The sequence below is a fragment of the Hymenobacter psoromatis genome (assembly GCF_020012125.1).
In the GTDB taxonomy this organism is placed as follows: Bacteria; Bacteroidota; Bacteroidia; order Cytophagales; family Hymenobacteraceae; genus Hymenobacter; species Hymenobacter psoromatis.
In genome coordinates this window covers 121,556-141,020 of sequence record NZ_JAIFAG010000002.1, presented here as the reverse complement: position 1 = coordinate 141,020, position 19,465 = coordinate 121,556, and the positions used below count along the sequence as shown (strand labels likewise).

Genomic DNA, 19,465 nt, shown 5'->3' with positions numbered 1-19,465 from the left:
GGCGTTAGATACGGCCGCCCCCGTTGGCCACGAACTGCTGGCCGTTCACCCAGCCTCCCTCGGGGCCGGGCCGTGCGCACCGAGTTTTTGCTGCGCTACATGGACGACCAGGAACTGCGCAAGCGCATCGACGACCAGTTGGACAAGCTTAAAAGTACCCATACTTTCGCCCGGGCCGTGTTTTACGGCCAGAATGGCTAGTTTCGCTACGCGGGCAAGGAGGAGCAGCAACTCGCCGATGCCTGCAAACGACTCGTGCAGAACGTGATTGTGTGCTGGAATTGCTTCTACCTCACTCAGCAGCTCTTCCAGGCTCCGGCCGCCGAGCGCCAGGCCCTGGCTGATGCCATCACCCGGATGTCCCCGGTGAGTAGGCAGCATATCAATCTGCAAGGCGAGTTTGACTTCTCGGACGAGGCCCTTACGGAAGCGTTGCAGTTTGATTTAGGGGCGTTGCTGACCGTCGAGTGGGAAACGGATAACTCCACGCAACCCATGTAACATTTGGACCAAACTTTTAACCAAGGCCACTAATTGGAAGGCCGCCGCCCTGGCAGCCGTGGTGCCCCTGTTACTCGTGCTACTGATGCAGGCCCTGATGGGCTTATTTTCGCAGGTAGCGCATGGGAAGTATAACCATTTATTGAGCGTCGCGCAGACCGTGGGAGCCGAGCGGGACTACTAGGGATAGATTCAGCGGTTTAGGAAGCAGATGAGCACTACCAAAGAGATGCGCCAGACGACCCAGCAGCTTTTCCCCCCTTACGTGCCGGCAGCTCCGGCCGAAACAAAATAAACAGCTACTGTCGTCTCTTAATTAAACGACTGTCTAAATTCTACTGGCGAAAGGTTTGTCTTCGTCTTGAAAAGCTTACTGAACGATTGCGAATGTTCAAAGCCTAATTCGTAAGCGATTTCGCTAATGGAAAGTTGGGTTGTAGATAATCTTTCTTTCGCTTTCTCAATCAGTTTATCGTGAATGAGCTGCTGTGTGCTTTGTCCGGTTAGCGTTTTGAGCAAACGGCTTAGATAGCTTACTGATACGTTCAGGCTTTCGGAAATAAATTGAACGGTTGGCAACCCTTTTAAAATCAAATCGTCATTATTAAAATACTGGGCAAGCAGTGTTTCCAAACTTTCCAAAATCCGGTGAGCTGCTTTCTTGCGTGTCAGGAATTGACGTTGATAAAAACGTTCAGAATAACTTAGTAACGTTTCTACATGTGCAATGATGATATTCTGGCTAAAATTATCGATGTTGGAATGACACTCTTGTTTTATGTGTTGCACAATGCCATTTAATATTACTTCTTCTTTTCCGGAGAGGAATAATGCTTCATTGGCAGAATAATCAAAAAATTCATGTTGTTTGATTTTTTTTGCAAGTGGTGTATTCCATATAAAATCGGGGTGGATAAGCAGTATCCAACCTGATGGTTTTTCAGGATTTTTTTCTTCAATACTTTCAAACTTTAAAACTTGACTGGGCGACATAAAAAATAAGGCCCCATCATCGTCAAAATCGTAAAGTTGTTGTCCATATTTATACTTCATGCCTTTCATGCGTTTCAACACGATAAAATAAAAATCAAATACTGCATTTATAGCACTGTGGTTCGGCACATGGGCATCGTCCAGTATGATTACGCTAATCAAAGGGTGTTCGGGCTTGGGCAAGCCTCTTAACCGATGAAACTCGCTGATTGATGTTATTCTAACCGGTCTTGTATCCGTCATAAATAAGAATGCAAATTATTTCAATTGGCTGTTTATCATTTTGTCAAACATTTTGTCTGACAAAAACCTTTTTAGTAACAGGGTAAACTTCATCATAGCACCGCCCACATACCGTGTTCTGGGAGTATTTACTTCTATACCCTGTTTAACGAGTTTAGCAACTAAAATAGGTTCGGGATAGCATTTCACTGTTTCCGGGCTGTAGAAACTGTTATTTACCTTGTTTGCCAATTCCTTGTACACTGTGTTGCCGGAAACACGCATCAGGTAGTCACTTGATAGGGCTGCTATTTCCGTTTTGGTGCCGCCCGGTTCGATTACAATGACATCAATGCCAAATTGTTTTACTTCATTGCGAAGCGCATCGCTTAAACCCTCTAAGGCAAATTTACTTGCGCTATACCATCCACTCATGGCAAGACTAAATTTTCCGTTGACAGATGAAATATTTACAATTTTTCCATACTTGTTTTTTCGCATAGCAGGTAACACCAATTGTATCAATCGGGCCACACCAAACAAATTTAACTCAAATTGGGATTTTGCATCAGAAATAGGCGTATCTTCCAAAGCACTAAAATTACTTGAGCCTGCGCTGTTAACTAAAATGTCTATGCTTCCTGCTTCTTTCAAAATTTGTTCAACACACCCGGCGAGGCTTTCTTCTTTGGTAACGTCCAATGAAATCGGCTTAATACCGTATTTTTTCAACTCCTCCATTTTCTCTGTTCTTCGTGCAGCACCATACACATGGTAGCCGTTCTGCGCCAATAAAACGGCGGTTGCTTTTCCTATTCCTGACGAAGCCCCTGTAACCAATGCTGTTTTCATGTTGCGTCTCTTTTGTTAGTGCAAAATTAAGCTGCGGAACAAGCACGGATGTAACCGCTTTTGACAACCTTGTAGCCAAAAATGAACCTGTGAACAATGGTTGGCGAGCATGAAAAAAGTGTGGGGCAGTTGGGCTAAGCAACTATCGGGAGGGCTTATGTTGGCAGTGGCCGGAAGCTGAGATAGTGCTGCCGGAAACAAGCCTCCCATTCCTAGTTAAGCACCTTGGTGCGGGCCTGCAGGAGGAGGTGCGCGCCTTTTTTAGTCTACTGCATTTGTTGCCGCTTCAAGAATCGCTTGACCAGCAACTGATTGACCGCTGACTCGACAAAGCCCGTGGAAACGCGTTCGCCATAGTGGGGTGTTGTAACGGAAAATATTGAAATTCGACGGGCTATGCGGTCGGATAATTTGTCTAGCGAGAAATTAAAAGCTAAGTATGCCCAATTAAAGGTTAAGGTCAAAAGCCGGTAGCCAATAACGGTATCCAACTCGAGGCCTTAAACCGGAAAAGTACCACGCCGGCAGCTAGCCGTATCGCAAGCTCAAACCCGCACGGATTCTGAGACCGACCCTGTAACGTAGGTTATGATAAACTAATACCCCTAACTACCTGTGTAATAAATAGTTTATAATGGTATAAACGTCTAAAAAATGTCGCGGAATACTATTTTGTACTGAGTTAACGTGTAAAAAGCAGCGAACCAACCCGCAAATTTTATGCTAAGGAAACACTATTTTAAAAGCAATTTTTCACTCACCCATTCTCCATTTTACAGCACCTTACGCTACGTAGCAAGCCCTTGAGTTAGCACTGCGATTTCGGCCTCAATGGTGGCAGTACGCGACGCTTTTTCTTGCTCGGAAAACAAGTTAGTCGGTGCCTCTTCCTGCACAAACTTCAGGCGCTCCTGCGCATCCCGAAGCTGCGCATGTGAAGTGGCTGCCGCCGCCCGCGAACCAGCACTTTTAGGTAAGACACTAGGCGCGGCCCCCAGCACTTGGTATACAGGGAGCACGGCTTTAAGCTGGCTGAGCGTATAGGCCGGAAGCGACTTAATCGGCTTGCGGCTAGCCAGGGCAAGGCGCACATCATGCAACACTTTGGTAACGGCTTGATAAGCAGTCAAGTCTTTGACGTTCTGCAACACTTCACGCGCCTGGTACTCCTTGAGCTCAAAGTCAAGCCGCAGGCGGTCATATAGCGCCGGCAGTTCCCGGTAGGTCGCCTCCAGCATGCGGCGAAACTCCTCAATCTCCGTCAGAGTCAGCACCTTCTTGGCTTTTACCACTGGCAGTAGCGGCTGCTGAGTACTGGTCATTTTAAACACCAGTGCCTCTACCCGCCGGCCGCGGCGCTGCAGGGTTACGGCCACCTCCCAGCCGATAGCCCGGAACTCCTCAATCGCGGGCTTAAGCACGTAGCGGTTAAAATCGGTCCAGTCGGTGTATTGCTCAGAGTTTTCACCAAACAGCCACTCCCGCAGCGTGTCAAACGGCAGCGGTTCCTCCCAAGTCTGGTTATGGTAACTGCGCATAATCCAGAACAGCCGCTGGCTATGCGCATTCTTGAGCGTGAGCAGCGACTCCAACTCCACGGTCGTGAACTTTCCAGTTAAATCCAGCAGGTGCTCCTTTAGCCGAGGGTTAAATTCCCCTGTTATCAGGTTGGTGCCCTCATCAAGACTTAGGATGTTGAACAGAGAAATCGCATCGCGTCGCTTCTTGCCATTTTTGAGCGACGTATTGATAATGGGCTGGGTCAGACGCGTCTGAGCCGCAGCTAGTTCTGTGTACTGCTTACCCCCCGTGTTACCGCCCCGCGTGATGTCGTTAAAGTGAATGCGAAACGACAGCGTATCCTGCTTCTGATGCAGGCAGCCCAGAGCTAGGGCAAAAATGCGCGCCTCTACATTGTTGAGCGCTAGGGGCGAGCGCACAAAGGTGTTGCTCAAAAAGGCAACCTCGTGGAGCTTAGTTTGCAGTCCGTTTAGGGTTCCGTTCATAGGGTAAACCGGAAGATTGGCCGTTGATACCGGAAAAGGTACGCATATCTTCCGGTTTGAACGGCCGATTTTCCGGTTTGAACGGCCGATTTTCCGGTTCGCAACGGCCGATTTTCCGGTTTGAACGGCCGATTTTCCGGTTCACAGCGGCCGATTTTCCGGTTCAATCTCCACAAAAATCTAATATCCAATGCGTTATGAGCCCCTAAAGAATAAAGAGTATTTAAAGAAGCTTTAAAAAATTTCAAAACAAGGCGAATCGAATTTTTTTCTTTTTTTAAAAGGCTTTTAGAAGGCCATCCGTAGACAAGCGGTCCGGACGGCGCAGAAAAAAGCTGCGCAAGGTGGCCGATTCATGTATGTACATAGATTGCCATGCTTACCCTCTTTTTCGCAGCCATTCCACCGCCTATACCTTCTCGCTCACCAAGTCATCTTTACTCCTGTGAGGGCCGGGCTCCCCATGCTACTACCTCCCCTACCACACTGTGGCTAGCGGCCAAGCACCTCCCCAGCCAGCCGTGCAAAGCGGGGTACACCCGTTCGTCCCCACCCCTCCCCAAGCAATTACGCCAAAACCGGCCCAACAGGCCACTATCAGCACACAACATACAGCCTTACCCCAGCGCACGGTAGGCGAAGCGATAGGATGGCGCTGCGCCCATGACAGCGGCTCGCTACCCAGCCAGGTGAGCAGATGGGCATAACCAGGCAGCCGGCGTAATTTCTCCCCACGGCAACCCCGCCTCTCCCCTACTCTAGCTCGGCTGGGCTACTTGGTGCGGCGTTTCTGACGGCGACTGAGTTCGGCTTGTTCCTTGGCCGCCAAAATAGCTTCCTGTTCCGGGGGCAGCGGCTCGCGCGCTTGGGCTTTATCCTGCAGATAGGCCACCAGCGCGCGTTCCAGTACCTCCTGCAGCGGCAGCCGGGCCATGTACGCATACGTAAACCACTCGCGGAACACGGCGGGCGGCAGGTTATTGGTGAATGGGATACGCAGCGGCTTTTCCTCCACGCTTATCTCTTCCATACGTATAGTACTTATGATACTTTCATTACGTATTGTACTGGCAGAAGCATCCCGCAACGCAGGTTGCGGGGGAGCCTGCAACCGCGTTACGGAGGGGTGCAGAATATCGTCGTGGCTGGCCGCAGGCGAAGCCAGCCGCACTGGGGGCATTTTCTTAGGTGGCATCGGATAAGTGGAGGCGGGTAAGAAATTCGTCCGTAAGCGCTCGGTAGTCACTGGCCCCGTTGGAGTTGGGCGCCCAGTCGTAGATAGCCTGCTGGCCTGCCTGCGATTCGTCTAGCGCTACGTTTTCCCGGATAGTCTGCTGCATCACCAACTTGCCGAGCACTGGGTCAGCTTCGAGCGCGCGGGCGTATTGGTGATGCAGTGCCTTGCGGTACGTGCGGGCATACTTCGTAAAAAAGATACCCCCGATGCGCAGGTTCGGGTTGAAGTTGCGGCGGATGACTCCGACCATCTCCACTACTTTGGTCAACCCCTCGCTATTAAAGAAATTGGGCTGCAACGGGATAAACACCGCCTCACTGGCCACCATTGCCGACACAGCCAGCGTGCCCAGGTAAGGCGAGGTATCGATGAGTACAAAATCAAGCTGTGCGGGCAAGGCCGGCAGACCGGCGGCATGGGCCTGGCCACCAGCCAGCGCGGCAGCGAGGTCTTGGAGGACATTGCGAAAAAACCACCCGTAATCCATTTCCTGTCCCAGCAGCTTTTCCTGCCTCGTAAGGTCTTCGCCCGCCGTAATGCAGTACAGATTGGGCGCGGCGGTATTGAGTTGCGAGCGCAAGCCGCCCCCAGTGTCCAGGGCGGCCGCCAGCGACCCCGGCACGGCCGGCAGCTCCGCAATGGTGGAGCTTGCGTTGCCCTGGGGGTCGGCATCTATCAGCAAGGTCTGGTAGCCAAGCTGTGCCAGCCGATGGGCAATGGCCAGAGCAGAGGTGGTCTTGCCCACGCCGCCCTTGCGGTTGGCAAACGTGATGATGTGCATAGAATATTGAGAATACTGTTGTGGAAACAAATGTAAAGTATACGTACCATATTTTCAATCCTTATCAAGTTTATGAAAAATATGATACGTATCAAACTTATCATAAGTTTGATACTGATAGCGTACTTAGTGCGTAGCGGTTGCAAGTGATGCCTGACAGCATATTTTGTAAAAATACAATGAGCTTTATCTATACAACATTCTGACAGTTTGCATAATAGTATTTGGTAAGCACGTAAGTGCCATGCCTACGATACAGATGGCTTATTCAGATTCCATTTCTGTATGTACCGTACGTATAGTACGCTTCGAAAGTGATAAGAGACCTCGTATACTTGTGAAACATATTGTACGCATCATAAGTATGGTACTTGCGGCACGTCGTTATTTGCGTAATTCAAAGGGTACTGACCGGCTTATCAAAAGTTGAAAAACGGCGTAAGTACAACAGGGCATTCAAGACGGAGGTCCTAAGCATCCGGCTGAAGTGTGCCGAGTAGTAGCACTATTTAGGGATGAACGGGCTATGGCACACACTATTTATTGGGGTGTTGATAAGCAAAGAGGGCACCCCCCAACTCAGATACACACCTTGCCGACTTTCATCGTTAGGGTCTTACCTGGCAACGCATTTTCCAGCATGTGGACGAAGTGATGGCCTTAACGCTCGTTTTCGCTAGCCTCTTTCGATGACTATTATCCCACGCTACGCCTACGACACATCTTTGCCTTCACCAACATTGAGGCTGCTTAACTCACGAGTCGTAGGTTTTCCCTATACACTGCTGCTACGCTTATGGGGCAACTAGCAGGTCGTAGCCGGTAGCATCGACATAGCTGATTTTGGCGGGGTCGAAGGCGTCCAGAGCTTGGGTGACCCACTGCTCATCAACCGTATCCTGATAAGCGAGCAGATGCACGGTGGCTGTCTGGTCGGGGTTGAGGCGTAGCAGCCGGCCGATACGCTGGGCGGCCTTGCGCTCGTTGCCGAAGGCGTGCCAGATAATGCCCACCCGCAGATTCGGGATGCTGATGCCCTCCGAGAGCTGGGCCACGCAGGCCAGCCGCTGGATGTCACCCGCGTTGAACTTGTCCAGGTTGGCCTGGCTGTGCTTGTTCTTGGAGTGATAGGTATGGGTGGCTTGCGCTTCGGCCTGCTGCTGATTGCAGGTGAAGAGCAACACCTTCTCCGTTTGCTGACTGGCCAGCCAGCGCATGTAGTGACCCTTACCGGGATAATTCATCAGGGCCTGCATGCGCAGGATGCGCAGCGTCTCCACCGGCAGCGGGTCCTGGGCAGCATTAGCCAGGCGCTTGCTCCAATAGGCGTAGTTCTCGCGCTCGCTGGTCGTGAACTGGCTGCCGGCCTTGGTGGTGAGCACGTAGTCGCGTTCAGTGCGCAGCGGCATGCGGTGCACGACCAGGCGGTAGTCGTTGAGCAGTCCCGCCAGCACGGCTTCGTCGGTGGTGTAGTCCACCACGATGGGGCAGTAGGTGGCCACGAGGCGGCCCTTTTCGCTGTGGGCCTGCGCGGGTGGCGTACCCGTCAACCCGAGAATGCTCCGCTTTTTAGCCGCGTGGGCTTTAAGGCCCGGCTCGTGCGAGTCCTTCAGGGCGTGGCACTCGTCTAGGTAAAGCTTCTGGTAGGTACCGGCCGCCAGGACTTTGCTCAGCGAGCGGTACGTGGTGAACGTGATGTGGTCGAGCAGGTGCGCCAAGCCGAACTTACGGGCTTCTTGGGGCCAGGCGTCCAGAATGGCCTGGGTGGGGGCCGCCACCAGGAAGGGCTTGCCGGCTGCCTGGTCGGGGAGCTTCCCGACGGCGAGCAGGCGGTCCATGTCACGCAGGCCGATGAGCGTTTTACCCAGGCCCATGGTCAGGGCGATGCCGGCCAGGCGTCGGTCCTGGATGGTGGCCAGCACCTGCTCCTGCAAGGCTTGCTTGCGCGCCGCCGCGCCACGAATAGTTTCCGAAGAAGGAGGCATACGAGAAGATAGAAAAGGGACGGGCGCAGCTGCGGGGCCCCGGCTGGCGTGGACGCTAAGCGAGCACCCGCGTAGCCAGCCAACTACCAGCTTGCCCTACTACAGCTTGCCTACTAAGCCGACCTACGACAGTTGACTTTCGCACGTAGTCGGTAAGGCCGGAGCAGATAGCCTGGGGCATGGAGTACTTCTGCACTAAGTGTATAGTCCTACCAGTTCCGGCCAAACGGGGGTTGGCCCCGTGAAGATATAACCAGCGGGTTCGTCAACGCCTGATTAGCGGCCTCCTCTAGCAGTTGCCTGTCTGGTAGGGGGCCGCCGAAGTAAAGACAGAAGGCCAGGATAAGGTCGAGGCAGATAGAAGTACAAAACCCACTACTCGTAAAAAAGCCGGGGTCGAAAACTTGTCCTTACCCAAATCTTCTTCCGACTTCACCGAGGTGACGCCAAGGCCATTTTTGGCTGGCTGACCCCGTCTGAAAAGCAGCAAATCAGATAGGTAATCGTGCAAAAACGCCCTTCCTGCCACGTGGCAAGAAGGGCGTTTGAGTTTTGGGTAAGGACAAGGTCGAAAAAGGGGACTGTGGCACCTAAGGGGACCAAAGCAAAAAAGGCTGGAGCGGCTTAACTAGTAGGGTCCTGTAACAGATAAGGCTAGTCTGTTCTGACTAGCCTTATCTGTTACTGATGGATTTACTTTTCAAGCACGCTAGTTAAAGCTATGCCCTTCAGGGCAAGACTTTAGTTGCTACTCACCTCCAGGCGCTTAGCAAGCCGCATTACTCATACGCAGAGAGTCATTCTCGAATCAGTTTAAAATCGGCCAAGTGAGGACCCAGAATTTCATTCTGCAATAGCCCACTTGAGTGGCAGCCTTTCAGTCGGCTTTAGCCGAAACCGCCGAATTTCATTTGCCTTCAAACCTATGGACTTACAGTCCATAGTCGTTTAGTTATTCTTCCAGGTTGGCTTTCGAGGGGATTAAGTCCAGCTTGGCAAGTTCGGCTAGCATCTTATTTGGAAATTCTACGCCGCGTTTAGTTTGATAAAAAGCCAGGTGACGAGCGACTGCTTCTTTCAAAAAGTTTTCCGGGGTGATTTCATGCTTGGTGTCTTCTAGCATGAAACTCACAAAACGGACGGCTCGGTATTGAACTGGATGGACGGTTTGAGCGGTGGTCGTCTTGGCTTTTTTCTTGGTATCGGGGGTGCTGTTTTCTTCTGAGTTATCAGCAGCTGGGTTTTCCGGGGAAGTCGATGAGGCCATATGGTTGGGAGTCAAAAGAGGTGAAAGCAATACGAAGTCGGTAAAGTCTAGGGAGGTTGCCTGTAACAAAGTAAAGCATTCTAGCTGCTACTTTTCTTGCTGAATGGTTTTTTGTGGGGAGTCATGTCAATGGGTGGCGGACTTTTTTGGGGTAGCAGAGGAGGACTAAGTGGGTTAAATGAGTAGCTGATGGAAAGGGGCCGAGGTGTTAATCTACTTATTTAGTAAGTTAGTCTGGCTAGTTTCTGCTTAAAATCGATTGATTACGGATGAGTAATGCTGCTGTTTTTTGCGGTAGTCTGATTTGGGCTGGGCTTGGTTTCGGTGGTAGTCTAGTTTGGATTGGGTCTGGATGGGAGACGTATTCGGTGGCGTAAGTTTGTGTATTCTGGGGTATGAATGGGTAGGACTGATAGCTAGGAATTGGATAGTTGATTGAATTGGTTGGGGGCGGCTGATAGATAATGTTGGATATTCTCTGGAAGCTTGATAGGGTCGGTTTGATAGGAGCTGGGTTTAGTAGTGAGGCGGTGGGCTCGGTTTTACTAGGTGCTTGCTTACTGATTCATGTTGAAAATAGTGAAGTGGTCGAGGGGCTTATTTAGCTTTACTGGATGCGGGTGGGGGGCGGGGTGGAAGCTAAGTTGTAGGAATCGGAAGAGTCTGGGTGGGCTTGGTGGGATACAAATGAGCACACTGATTCGGATGTATTTATCAATTCTGTTAGTTTATCTAGGGCTGAGTGTTTCTAATTTGGAGGTGGGCCGAGATAGTCTAGGTAGTTCTAACAGCTAATTTTGCAGAATTCATTGGGAGGACTGGGCGGATTTTTTTGATGGGCTGCTTGTTTGCTGTTTACTTTTTTGCGGAGTTGTGGCAGGGTTGACTAATGGTTCTGGTTGCTATTTTTGGGATGAGTAGGCGGATTGTCTTAGCTGATTCTGGTAGTATCGGGTAGGTCTGGAGTAGCTTACTGATAGAGGTCGGCAGATTGGGTGGACTCGGTTTATGGTCGTTTTCTGGAGTAAGTAGGGTCCGGCTTGGCTACAGAATCAAAATAGCTGGGTTTATAAAATAGTTAGTTCTGGGGTAATCTTGGGATAGGTTCTGATGCTGTTTGACTGGGCTGGGTAGTACTATCTGGTTATTATGAGGAGCTGGATGGTGGATGGTGGATTTTGTTGAAGTGAGGTGATTCTATTTTAGGAGCCCAGTGCTGATTGCTTTATTTTTCGGGGTATCTGGTATAGGATGCCAGGTATTTTCTGAGGTAGTGTCTAAGGCGGTTCGGGTGTCGGGGTATCTTTTATTGCTGGTGTCCGGGTGATAGTTCGTCTGGTTTGGTCTGAGTAGGGTGGGGTGATGTGGGCCAGAATGAGTAGTAGATAGGGGGCTGAGGTTGAGCGGAGTCTAGGTTCTGAAAATCTAGTAGTAGTAGCTGCTGATGATTTCTAGAAGTCGAGGGAGGCTGGAGTATTGCTTTTTCTTAGTCGGGGTGGATAGGTCTTAGCTAAAAATTGCTTTATTGGTGAGGTGGTGTTGGGTGGTTGATGCGTGCTTTTTCTGGTGGGCTGGGTCTAGGTTCTGATGCTGTTTGACTAGCGGAGGTGATAGCTGATTGGGCCATGTGGTGGTTCTTAGTCGGGGTTGGTCTGGGGTATTTGGTGACTACGGGTGCTCTGGTAATTCTCGGTTTATATGGGTTTAAGGCGGCGGAGTTTTTGGGATTTGGTCGGTTTTGTTGAGCGGCGGTGAAGGGAGCCTGGTTGTTAATAGCGCTTTTTAAATTCTAGTCGTTGGCTTTTTGTACCGGGGTGGGTAAGATCGGTTTGTCTGCTGAGGTGATTTTGAGGCGTAGGGCTTCGCGGATAGGTTCAGGTAGGGTAGTCTGGGGAGGCGATAGGGGCTCAGGGGGGCTCAGAGGCAGTAGGAGGGCGTACTAGATAATGACGGATAGCAGTAGGATTAGCTCTAGTCTAGTTGTAGCTTGCGAAAGTCGTAGGGTGCCAATTCAACGACCGATAGTAATAGTTAGCTAGAGGAACTTTTTAAAAAACGTCAAATAACTGCATTTCAGGTAGTGAAACAAAAATTCGATAATAAATAAAGCTAAGTATCAGATAGTCAAACTAAAAACGATAATACACTGAATGTTTTAATTTCATTTTCTTCGTTTTTTTATTAGGAAGTTGCGTTAATGTCCAATATTTCAGGATAACTACTTGATTTTCAGTCTACAATTTATAATGTTATCTCATGGAGGAATCTGAAGAGACCTTGCGCCCCGCTAAGCGCACGAAGGAGGCTGCGAGCTCAACTACGACCACGGTCGCGTTAGAATCGGACGCGTACTCAATGCTGAAGAAGACGGCCAAAAAGCTCAATGTTAGGTACTCGGCCTATGCCAGTGCTGCTATCCGCTACTTCGCTTCTAACGGGCTAGACCCCACCTCGCAGCAGACAATGGGCCTGATAAGTGTGCAGGCCAAAGTGGGAGAAGCCAGTCTGGATGTGCGCAAGGCGGTGACCGAAACCGGTAATCACACGAGGCGCACTATCCGCGCTTTTGAGCACGAGATGTTCAAGTTTTTGCAAGCCCAGCAAGCCGGTACGTTCGCTTATCTGGAACGAGTTGAAGCCACGTTGCTTCAGAACCAAGCGGACATGGAACTGCGAATTTTAACGCAACTCCTCGAAAGGTTTGTGAAGAATGAAGTGGAAGGGCAACTTAATCGCGTGTTACTGGAAAAGCTACTACTGAAAACGAAAGAGCAAAATTTTTCAGAAGCTGAGCTTGAAGCAGCGATGGAAAGTTTTGTATCCCAACGAAAACATTTATTACTCACTGAGTACCGCAAGCTGTTGAGTACGCTCACGGCGGAGAAGCCACACCTTACTACACGTCCCGCGTTGGCGGTCGTTCCTTCATCTGCACCAATGAAACCTAACCCAGCTGAAACGACGAGCCCACCCGCGCCGTCTTCGTAAGACTGGCCGTGTCCCGACGTGCGCTACCCCATAGTAGCGTAATCACTTCGTATTTTCTTAGCCGTCTTTTAATTGCTACTTGCAGATGTATGTTAAGATTATTAATCCTGCAACTAATGGCCGCAAGGTGTACGCCAATAAAGGCAGTGCTCGACGTACGACCAATTACTTGGTGAAGGAAGCGAAGCAGCACGGGCAGGTCGCTACTTTTTTCAGCTCAGCTGACAAGGGATTACTCGGGGCTGACGAAGTAGTGTCGCTACTGGATGGAAACCAAAATGGAGCCGGTAAAGACGCGGCTAAGTTTTATTCCTTGGTGCTAAGTCCCAGCAGCGAGGAGTTGGGCGAAATGGGAAATGACTCACTGGCCTTGCAACGCTACACGCAGCGGGTACTGGATTTGTACGCTAAAAACTTTAATTTGAAAGACGGGCGGGAATTGCAGGAGGCGGATTTAGTGTGGGCGGCTACCATACACCAGGAACGTAAAAACCGGGGCACTGACGACGGGATGCAGTGCGAACTGAAGCCCGGACTGCAGACCCACGTGCACATTATCGCGTCGGCTCGAGATGTGGCCCAGGAAGTGACGCTTAATCCCTTGGCAGCGGCCGGGCATTTCAACCGGGTACAGTTTCAAGCGCAGGCTGGAGTGCAGCTGGATGAGGAAATTGGTCGGAACGGTTCGCTCCGCGTAGCCGAAAAGATGCCCAGCCGCGCGGAGCGAGTAGCGGAAAAAGCCAGAGCTATTACGGAAAAGGCTGCCGCGCAACGGGAGAAAAAAGTGTTGACTCCCGCGCAGTTAGTTGCCAAAGACGCTCGCCTGATGTTACAGGTTTCCCGCATCAATACCAGGCTGGACGTGACCCAGCAACTGGAGGCGGAGCAAGTACAAGCAGCTGCCCGGATGCGGGGTTATGACCAAACGTTCTTTACCATATTAGGAAGGGTTGAGCAAAAGGCGGCGCAAAAAATCTATATCCCTTCGCCCTATGAGTACTTGCGCACGGGACGAGTGCAACAGGCTCCGCGTCTGCAGGAGCAGCCTGCCTTGGTACCGATAGCCACGGAACTGCCACCCCCAATGCATCTCCAACCAGCTGAATCACGCACTGCGGTGCAGCCACTGGAGCGCTTAATAGCGCAACTTGACCACGAGCTAGCGGCGGAAGCGCGCGCGCAATCCTTGCGTCGGGAACACGCTAATGCGGCACAGGTCGTGACAACTTCGCCGGTCATCGTACCGGTCGCGGTGCCTGTTGTTGCGCCTATCGCTGCACCGGTCATTGGGCCCGTCGTTGCGCCGATGGCCGTACCAGTCGCGGTGCCTGTTGTTACACTGGTCGTTGTGCCGGTCGTTGCACCCGCCATGGTGCCGATTACCGCAGTTGTCATTACATCTATCATTAACTCAGCGCCGACTTTTACGGTTGACCTATCGGCGCTACTGGTGCCATCGGCCCAGGCTGTCGAGCCTATTCCGGCAACTGTGCTGCCTGCTAGCGAGCCGCCACTTAGCCTAGGTGAATTACTGGCGCGTGGGAAAGCGGAAAAGCAAGCCGTAGCGGACCAGCCCCTCCAGGATGCTGGCTGGGATGCGCGGCGCGAACTGGAAGACCAGACGCGACAGCGGGTAGCTACGGCCGAAGCGACGGCCCTGCGCACGGGAGCCTCCTTTGCTTATTTGCTGGCCGGACAGGGTCTCAAACTGGAGGAAGAGACGGCAACCCAGCCGGCCGGGGTGCGGCACCTGGCCAGTAAGGAGCTTTTCTCCCTGGATAAAATACCCGTGTCAGCGGCGGCTCAGGCAGTAGTCGGCCGCGAGCAGGTGCAGTATGGAAGCGTCTGGCTGGGTGATAACGGGCGCGGCTCGATGGAAGAGCAGTTGGATAGGTGCCGGACGTATCTGGAAAAGGCAGGCATTACCGTCAATGAGCCAGTACCCTCGTCGGCCGGCCAGAAGGCGCGGCTGGATTACTGCTTTAATGTAGAACAGGCAGACCAAGCTGAGATAGCCGTACGGCTGAATCATGTACAGGGAATGGCCGGCACTTACCTGCAGGAATCCCCCCACGCCCTGCATGACCCGACCGCCGACCTGGTTGGACTTGCCGTTACCCGGCGGCAGTGGCCGGAGCGCGAGGGTCAGTTTAATCAGGCGCTTCTCGTGTTTGACCTGCAAAATCCAGACAGCCCACGTTTGGCCGACGTCTATAAGAACATGCTACTGGCAGATGGGGCGTCTGTCGGCAAGGTACTCGATAACGGGCGCGGCCAACTAGAATTACCGGTGCATTATCACACGCACTCGCCGGGCAGTGGGGAAATAGAAATTACATTCAATGCGATCACTTTGAGCAAAGGGGAAGTCCGACAGAGTGCCCAAGCTAGCGAGGCACATTCGCAAGGCATAGCTACCTTGAAGGAGCGAGCCAAAGAATCCGGGATAAGATGGTAGGAAATTAGAGTAGCTAATTATAGCGAGCCAGGCGCAAAAAAGCGGGCATCCGAAGAAACAAGATTCGTAACGGGATGGAGAGACTACCTCTATGTTTGTCCTGCTACCAAATCAAGCTATGTAGCCGCAACTTGATATAAATAATTGAGGAGGCGGGTATGGACTGGCACGCAGGTGCAGTAGCGATAGCCATAGGCTACTACTGGTCCGTCGTGGGCGTGTCCAGCGCTGAATAGACAAAAATGTAGTAGCAGGTAGTCATTGCCGGCATTTTAGGTAAGATGATGCCCCGCTGATAATAAGGCTGTAAAGTAGCTCTACTTCGGTTGGCCAGCTTTTTTCGTTGTTTTATGAGGCGTCAGGCATCCTTGAAAGAACGCACGGCTCGCACGAAGCCGGCGATAAGTGCAAGCAGCTGCTTTTTTTCGGGTAGCGTAAGGGCGTCGAAGCTACTCGCCGAGAGCGATTGCGGCAGCGTACCCCGCACTTGGTCATAGTTGCCTTGGCCACCGGGTTGCACCTCATAGTGGAGGGCAACGGTCGTAAAATGGGGCTGATGCTGGGTGGCAAAACGGTCGGCTTCCTTAGCCGACACGATACCGTGGAGCACCAAGTGGTTACCGGGGCACTCGATGGCGGCCGTGAAGCTGTTGCGCAACGTCCAGATAGTTAGATTGCTGCCGTTCAGCAGGGCCTCTACCTGCGAGTCCTTTTCTAATTGTGCTTCGAGGTGGGCGGCCAGTACCTGGCCAAACTCGGCCGTTGCTATGTGCCGGTCTTCGGCACTGATTTCGGTCTTAGGCGGCTGCCAGGTTTTTGGTGGAAGCAGGTGCTGCTTCACGAAACGCCGCAACCCATCAATTTCTGACTGGCTGTCAAGGTGACAGCCACTTTCGATGGAGTTACCGTCCGCAGTGTGTAACAGATTCATCGATGTAAGCAGGCCGCTGGTGGCGTTGTAGTAAAAAGTGGCTCGCAGGTTGGGTATCAGGTAAGGCACGATGCCCAGGGCTTCTACCTGCTGCTTGCTGCCGAGGCCCGCCGACTCGGAGCGGATAAAAAAATCGATGTGCACGCCCCGGTCGCGGGCTGCCTTGATGGCCGTAGCCATTTTCTGCCAGTAGGTGAGGCTTACGCGGGGCGATACTAGTACCAGTTCATCGGTAGCCCCGTGGATGATATCGAACACCGCACCGGTGATTTTGTAGGAAGACAGAACCATCACCCGAATAGAGCTAGTAAAAAATAAGATTATGCCGGGTCCAGTAAGTGATTAGGTACTGGAGCGGCTAGGGGTTAACAAATCTAGCTGATTCACAAAATCTATCCTAACTCTAGCTGTTGAACAGCAAAGCCTGGTTGTGGGATATCTTTGACCCCTCGGGGCAGCCCTTAGTAGGAGTAGGATAATTCAAGTGCTACATAGTAAGCAAATCAGACCAGAGAAAACTTCCGGCTCGGAGATATTTCTCTGGTCTGCGTGACAATCCGCTACCTCGTTGACTAATTAACTAGTGAGACGAGTTGCTGGAGTAGACGCTCGACCACCGGGCTACCAGGCGCTGGACCCCCACCGGGGATGCCCAGGGGTAATTGGGGGCTGCCGGGCAAATCCCAAAGCTGGGCCTGCACCACCTGCTCAGCCAGCGGGTAAGGCCGGGCGAGGCGTCGAAGCAGCGCCTCAAGCTGAGGACCGTAACGAGTGTTCAGCGCGCGGACCAGTTCGGTGAGCGCACTTACCGCTAGCTCGTTGGTATGCAGAATGTACTGGGCCAGTTTCAGTGCCGACCAGCCGTAGAGGGGCGGGTCGAGCACTGGCAGTTCGGGTGCGTTGCCCAGGTACTGGACCAGCTGAGTCAGCTCGGGGTAGGCGAATGACACTTGTGTCCCGGTGAGCAGCAGCGCGGGGCGACACTCCGCCAGCGTGCGGACGAAAGGGCGTTCCGGCAAGGTCGGAAAGTGGGGCTGCAAGCGGGCTTGCAGGTAGTGTAGGGCCTGGGCCTGTTGGGTCGCTGTGGCCTGCGCATAGGGCAGGAGCGAGGCAGTGGGGAAGAACATAACGTAGCAATAGAAGAAAGTAGATGGGGCACGCGGGGACCAGCCGCTGTAATCAGCAGCGGCTGGTCTTTCGCTGGGGTAGGGAAGTCGCTAGGCCAGGGGGAGCCCGGCAGCCAGGGCTGAGCGGTCGCGCAGTTGCTCATCTTCCAGCCAGGTAAGCAGGAGTTGCTGGGCCTCGGCCTGCAACTCCTGGCGGTGCTCGCGCAAAGCCTCCCGTAGCGCGTCTGTGAAGGGGGCACCCGTCGACGAGGCGAGCGTAATTGTCACCTGCCGGGTATGCGCATGGAGCGTGACAGCGGTCAGGCCGGTGAGCTCCAGCTTGGCGAGTTGGCGTAGTTGGCGCTTGGCCTGCTTCTGGGCGCGGCGTAGCAGCTTGAGGTCGTGACGGTAGCTCATCGTGCTCGCTGGCTAAGTAGTTCAGCAAATGTTAGCGCGTCGGCTGTTTGAAAGCTAGCGACGGCTAAACGGTCGAACATGCCGGCCCGGCGGTCGGACCTGTCGGGGAAGAAGGTACCGGGTACCCAGCTCGGGACGGCCTGGCGCGGGCGGGAGCGGTGGCCGCGAAAGCTGTCAGAACCCAGCTGACGCAACGAGGCGCACGTGGCGAGGTCGCGGCGCTGGCGGGCAGCTTCGGCTTGACGACGGGCAATTTCGGCCAGTACGTTTGCGCCCCAGCGAGTTAGACGAGCAATATCGTCGCTTTCGTGGACGAAATGGTTGGCCCGCAGTTGTTCCGCTGCGCTGAAAAGGGGGTTGCCGATGAGGGGCAAGAGGCCGTGCTGACGCAGCTCGCCTAAGGCGGTAGGAGGCACGCTAAGGAGCGTACTTGTCCTATTTACATGATTTTTCATGTAATTTTGGGGTAAGGTTTGTAAGAACCCAACCGTAGTGCCTGCGCCAAACAGGTGCTATATCGGAGGCCATCCCTTGCCGGGGATGGCCTCTTTTTGCTTACTACGGAGTGAGGTGCTCTGCTTGAGCGTTACAAATATACCCTAGTGTTTTCCTTGATTCCAAATGCGATTCTAAACTATTTTAAGGGTTATACTAGGGTTGATACCTTTGTAGTATGAGAAACCCTGGTAAACCCCGTAAACCTCAAATCAATGTTGAGACTACTGCCGAAGAAAAAACACTCATTGAAAAGACGGCAGCGGTGCGAGGTATGAAAGCAGCGACCTTATTGCGTACACTAGCGCTCGACGAAGCTCGCCGATTAGGACTTTCCCAATGATTTTTGTATAAAGTGAGAAAGTGCGGGGCATAGATACTATCGGAATTATTCTGCTCATTCAACAAACAATCACAAATAGCAAGAGGAGATCTATGAGACAGTCTCAGCAGCAGCTTGTCAGTCTAATTCAACCACGTGTAAGTGTGCATAATGTCACTGTTTGACTGCTGTACCGTTGCCAATAGTGGGGCCCTTATTGGATGGTTCTCTATTAACAGTCAGCGATGTTAGTCTGAAAAATACGGAGCTTATTCACTAGTGGGATAAGCGAAATAGGGGATTTAACCTACTGCAAGATGCCTCTAAAGCATACCGTTCCTCAAACCTCCAATAATAATATGCAGAACACATTCGCGGTATTTGCTCGCGATAGCTTTGCACTTTAATGAAGGAAAAAGACCATCGGCAAGTTCTTCCTAACCGCTTTGCTCCGCATGAAATGGAATAATTATGGTATAGACAGGGCAATTTGTTGCTTACTGGTCTGGCGGCTTGCTCAAGCCCGCACACTAAACAGGCAGTGCTCAGTCCCGAACAGGCTACTAAGCACAGTCTTTACGACGACAGCACGCTGCATAACACCCACTTGCCAGTGCTAATGCCCTACAACCGCTTGCTAGCCCCCGCCGGCCAGGTGGTAGCTTACGGTAACGCCGACCTCGAAAACCACGCCCTCGACGTGCAGCTGGTGCCTGATACCCCGCTGCTGGCCGTGGAGGACCGCTACGGCGTGGCTTTGATAGATACTACCCAACGCAACGTAGTAGCCCGCTGGACCTACGCCGATGATGCCCGCACCAAGGGCATGATGAGCACCTACTCGGGTCTGAAGGTGCTGCGCCAGGAAGGGGTAGTGCACCTGCTTTGAAGCGCCGACAATGGC

14 protein-coding genes and 1 pseudogene are annotated in these 19,465 nt (G+C 52.3%); 5 read left to right on the top strand and 10 right to left on the bottom strand.

What is annotated here, in order from left to right:
- The first annotated feature begins 72 nt into the window (after positions 1–72).
- Both LC531_RS21700 and LC531_RS22815 read left to right on the top strand, forming a co-directional pair.
- Positions 73–501 (top strand): annotated as a pseudogene (locus LC531_RS21700) (Tn3 family transposase).
- Between the two features lie 61 nt (positions 502–562).
- Entirely contained in the window at positions 563–685 is a 123-nt protein-coding gene (locus LC531_RS22815) for a hypothetical protein (RefSeq protein ID WP_262903477.1), read from the top strand.
- Positions 686–813: 128 nt separating this feature from the next.
- On the opposite strand, the gene LC531_RS21695 is transcribed toward LC531_RS22815, so the two are convergent.
- The 7 genes from LC531_RS21695 to LC531_RS21665 form a co-directional block, all read right to left on the bottom strand.
- Positions 814–1,737 (bottom strand): helix-turn-helix domain-containing protein, encoded by a 924-nt coding sequence (locus LC531_RS21695; protein ID WP_223654283.1) that lies wholly within the window; start codon positions 1,735–1,737, stop codon positions 814–816.
- Between the two features lie 15 nt (positions 1,738–1,752).
- Positions 1,753–2,568 carry an oxidoreductase gene (locus LC531_RS21690; protein ID WP_223654281.1) on the bottom strand — a complete coding sequence of 272 codons (816 nt, stop codon included), beginning with the start codon at positions 2,566–2,568 and terminating at the stop codon, positions 1,753–1,755.
- Between the two features lie 788 nt (positions 2,569–3,356).
- Positions 3,357–4,574 (bottom strand): replication initiation protein, encoded by a 1,218-nt coding sequence (locus tag LC531_RS21685; RefSeq protein WP_223654271.1) that lies wholly within the window; start codon positions 4,572–4,574, stop codon positions 3,357–3,359.
- 772 nt (positions 4,575–5,346) lie between these two features.
- Positions 5,347–5,604: a hypothetical protein gene (locus tag LC531_RS21680; protein WP_223654269.1), complete on the bottom strand. Its 258-nt coding sequence runs from the start codon at positions 5,602–5,604 to the stop codon at positions 5,347–5,349.
- A gap of 154 nt (positions 5,605–5,758) precedes the next feature.
- Entirely contained in the window at positions 5,759–6,592 is an 834-nt protein-coding gene (locus LC531_RS21675; protein WP_223654267.1) for a ParA family protein, read from the bottom strand.
- 794 nt (positions 6,593–7,386) lie between these two features.
- Positions 7,387–8,577: a DEAD/DEAH box helicase gene (locus LC531_RS21670; RefSeq protein WP_223654265.1), complete on the bottom strand. Its 1,191-nt coding sequence runs from the start codon at positions 8,575–8,577 to the stop codon at positions 7,387–7,389.
- A gap of 952 nt (positions 8,578–9,529) precedes the next feature.
- Complete coding sequence (locus tag LC531_RS21665) at positions 9,530–9,844, bottom strand: hypothetical protein (RefSeq protein WP_223654263.1); 315 nt, start codon at positions 9,842–9,844, stop codon at positions 9,530–9,532.
- Positions 9,845–12,100: 2,256 nt separating this feature from the next.
- Between LC531_RS21665 and LC531_RS21660 the strand changes: the two genes are divergently transcribed.
- Together LC531_RS21660 and LC531_RS21655 are read left to right on the top strand one after the other, a co-directional pair.
- A complete protein-coding gene (locus LC531_RS21660) occupies positions 12,101–12,832 on the top strand; it encodes a hypothetical protein (RefSeq protein WP_223654260.1) in 732 nt (243 codons plus the stop codon).
- Positions 12,833–12,917: 85 nt separating this feature from the next.
- A complete protein-coding gene (locus LC531_RS21655) occupies positions 12,918–15,290 on the top strand; it encodes a DUF5712 family protein (RefSeq protein WP_223654258.1) in 2,373 nt (790 codons plus the stop codon).
- Positions 15,291–15,648: 358 nt separating this feature from the next.
- Here the strand turns inward: LC531_RS21655 and LC531_RS21650 are convergent, their stop codons facing one another.
- The 3 genes from LC531_RS21650 to LC531_RS21640 form a co-directional block, all read right to left on the bottom strand.
- Positions 15,649–16,512, bottom strand: coding sequence for a phospholipase D-like domain-containing protein (locus LC531_RS21650; RefSeq protein ID WP_223654256.1), 864 nt, complete (start codon positions 16,510–16,512; stop codon positions 15,649–15,651).
- A 281-nt stretch (positions 16,513–16,793) separates the two neighbouring features.
- Positions 16,794–17,348 carry a hypothetical protein gene (locus LC531_RS21645; protein WP_223654254.1) on the bottom strand — a complete coding sequence of 185 codons (555 nt, stop codon included), beginning with the start codon at positions 17,346–17,348 and terminating at the stop codon, positions 16,794–16,796.
- Between the two features lie 90 nt (positions 17,349–17,438).
- Positions 17,439–17,744, bottom strand: coding sequence for a hypothetical protein (locus LC531_RS21640; protein WP_223654252.1), 306 nt, complete (start codon positions 17,742–17,744; stop codon positions 17,439–17,441).
- Positions 17,745–19,102: 1,358 nt separating this feature from the next.
- Between LC531_RS21640 and LC531_RS21635 the strand changes: the two genes are divergently transcribed.
- Complete coding sequence (locus LC531_RS21635) at positions 19,103–19,450, top strand: hypothetical protein (protein ID WP_223654250.1); 348 nt, start codon at positions 19,103–19,105, stop codon at positions 19,448–19,450.
- Positions 19,451–19,465 lie beyond the last annotated feature (15 nt).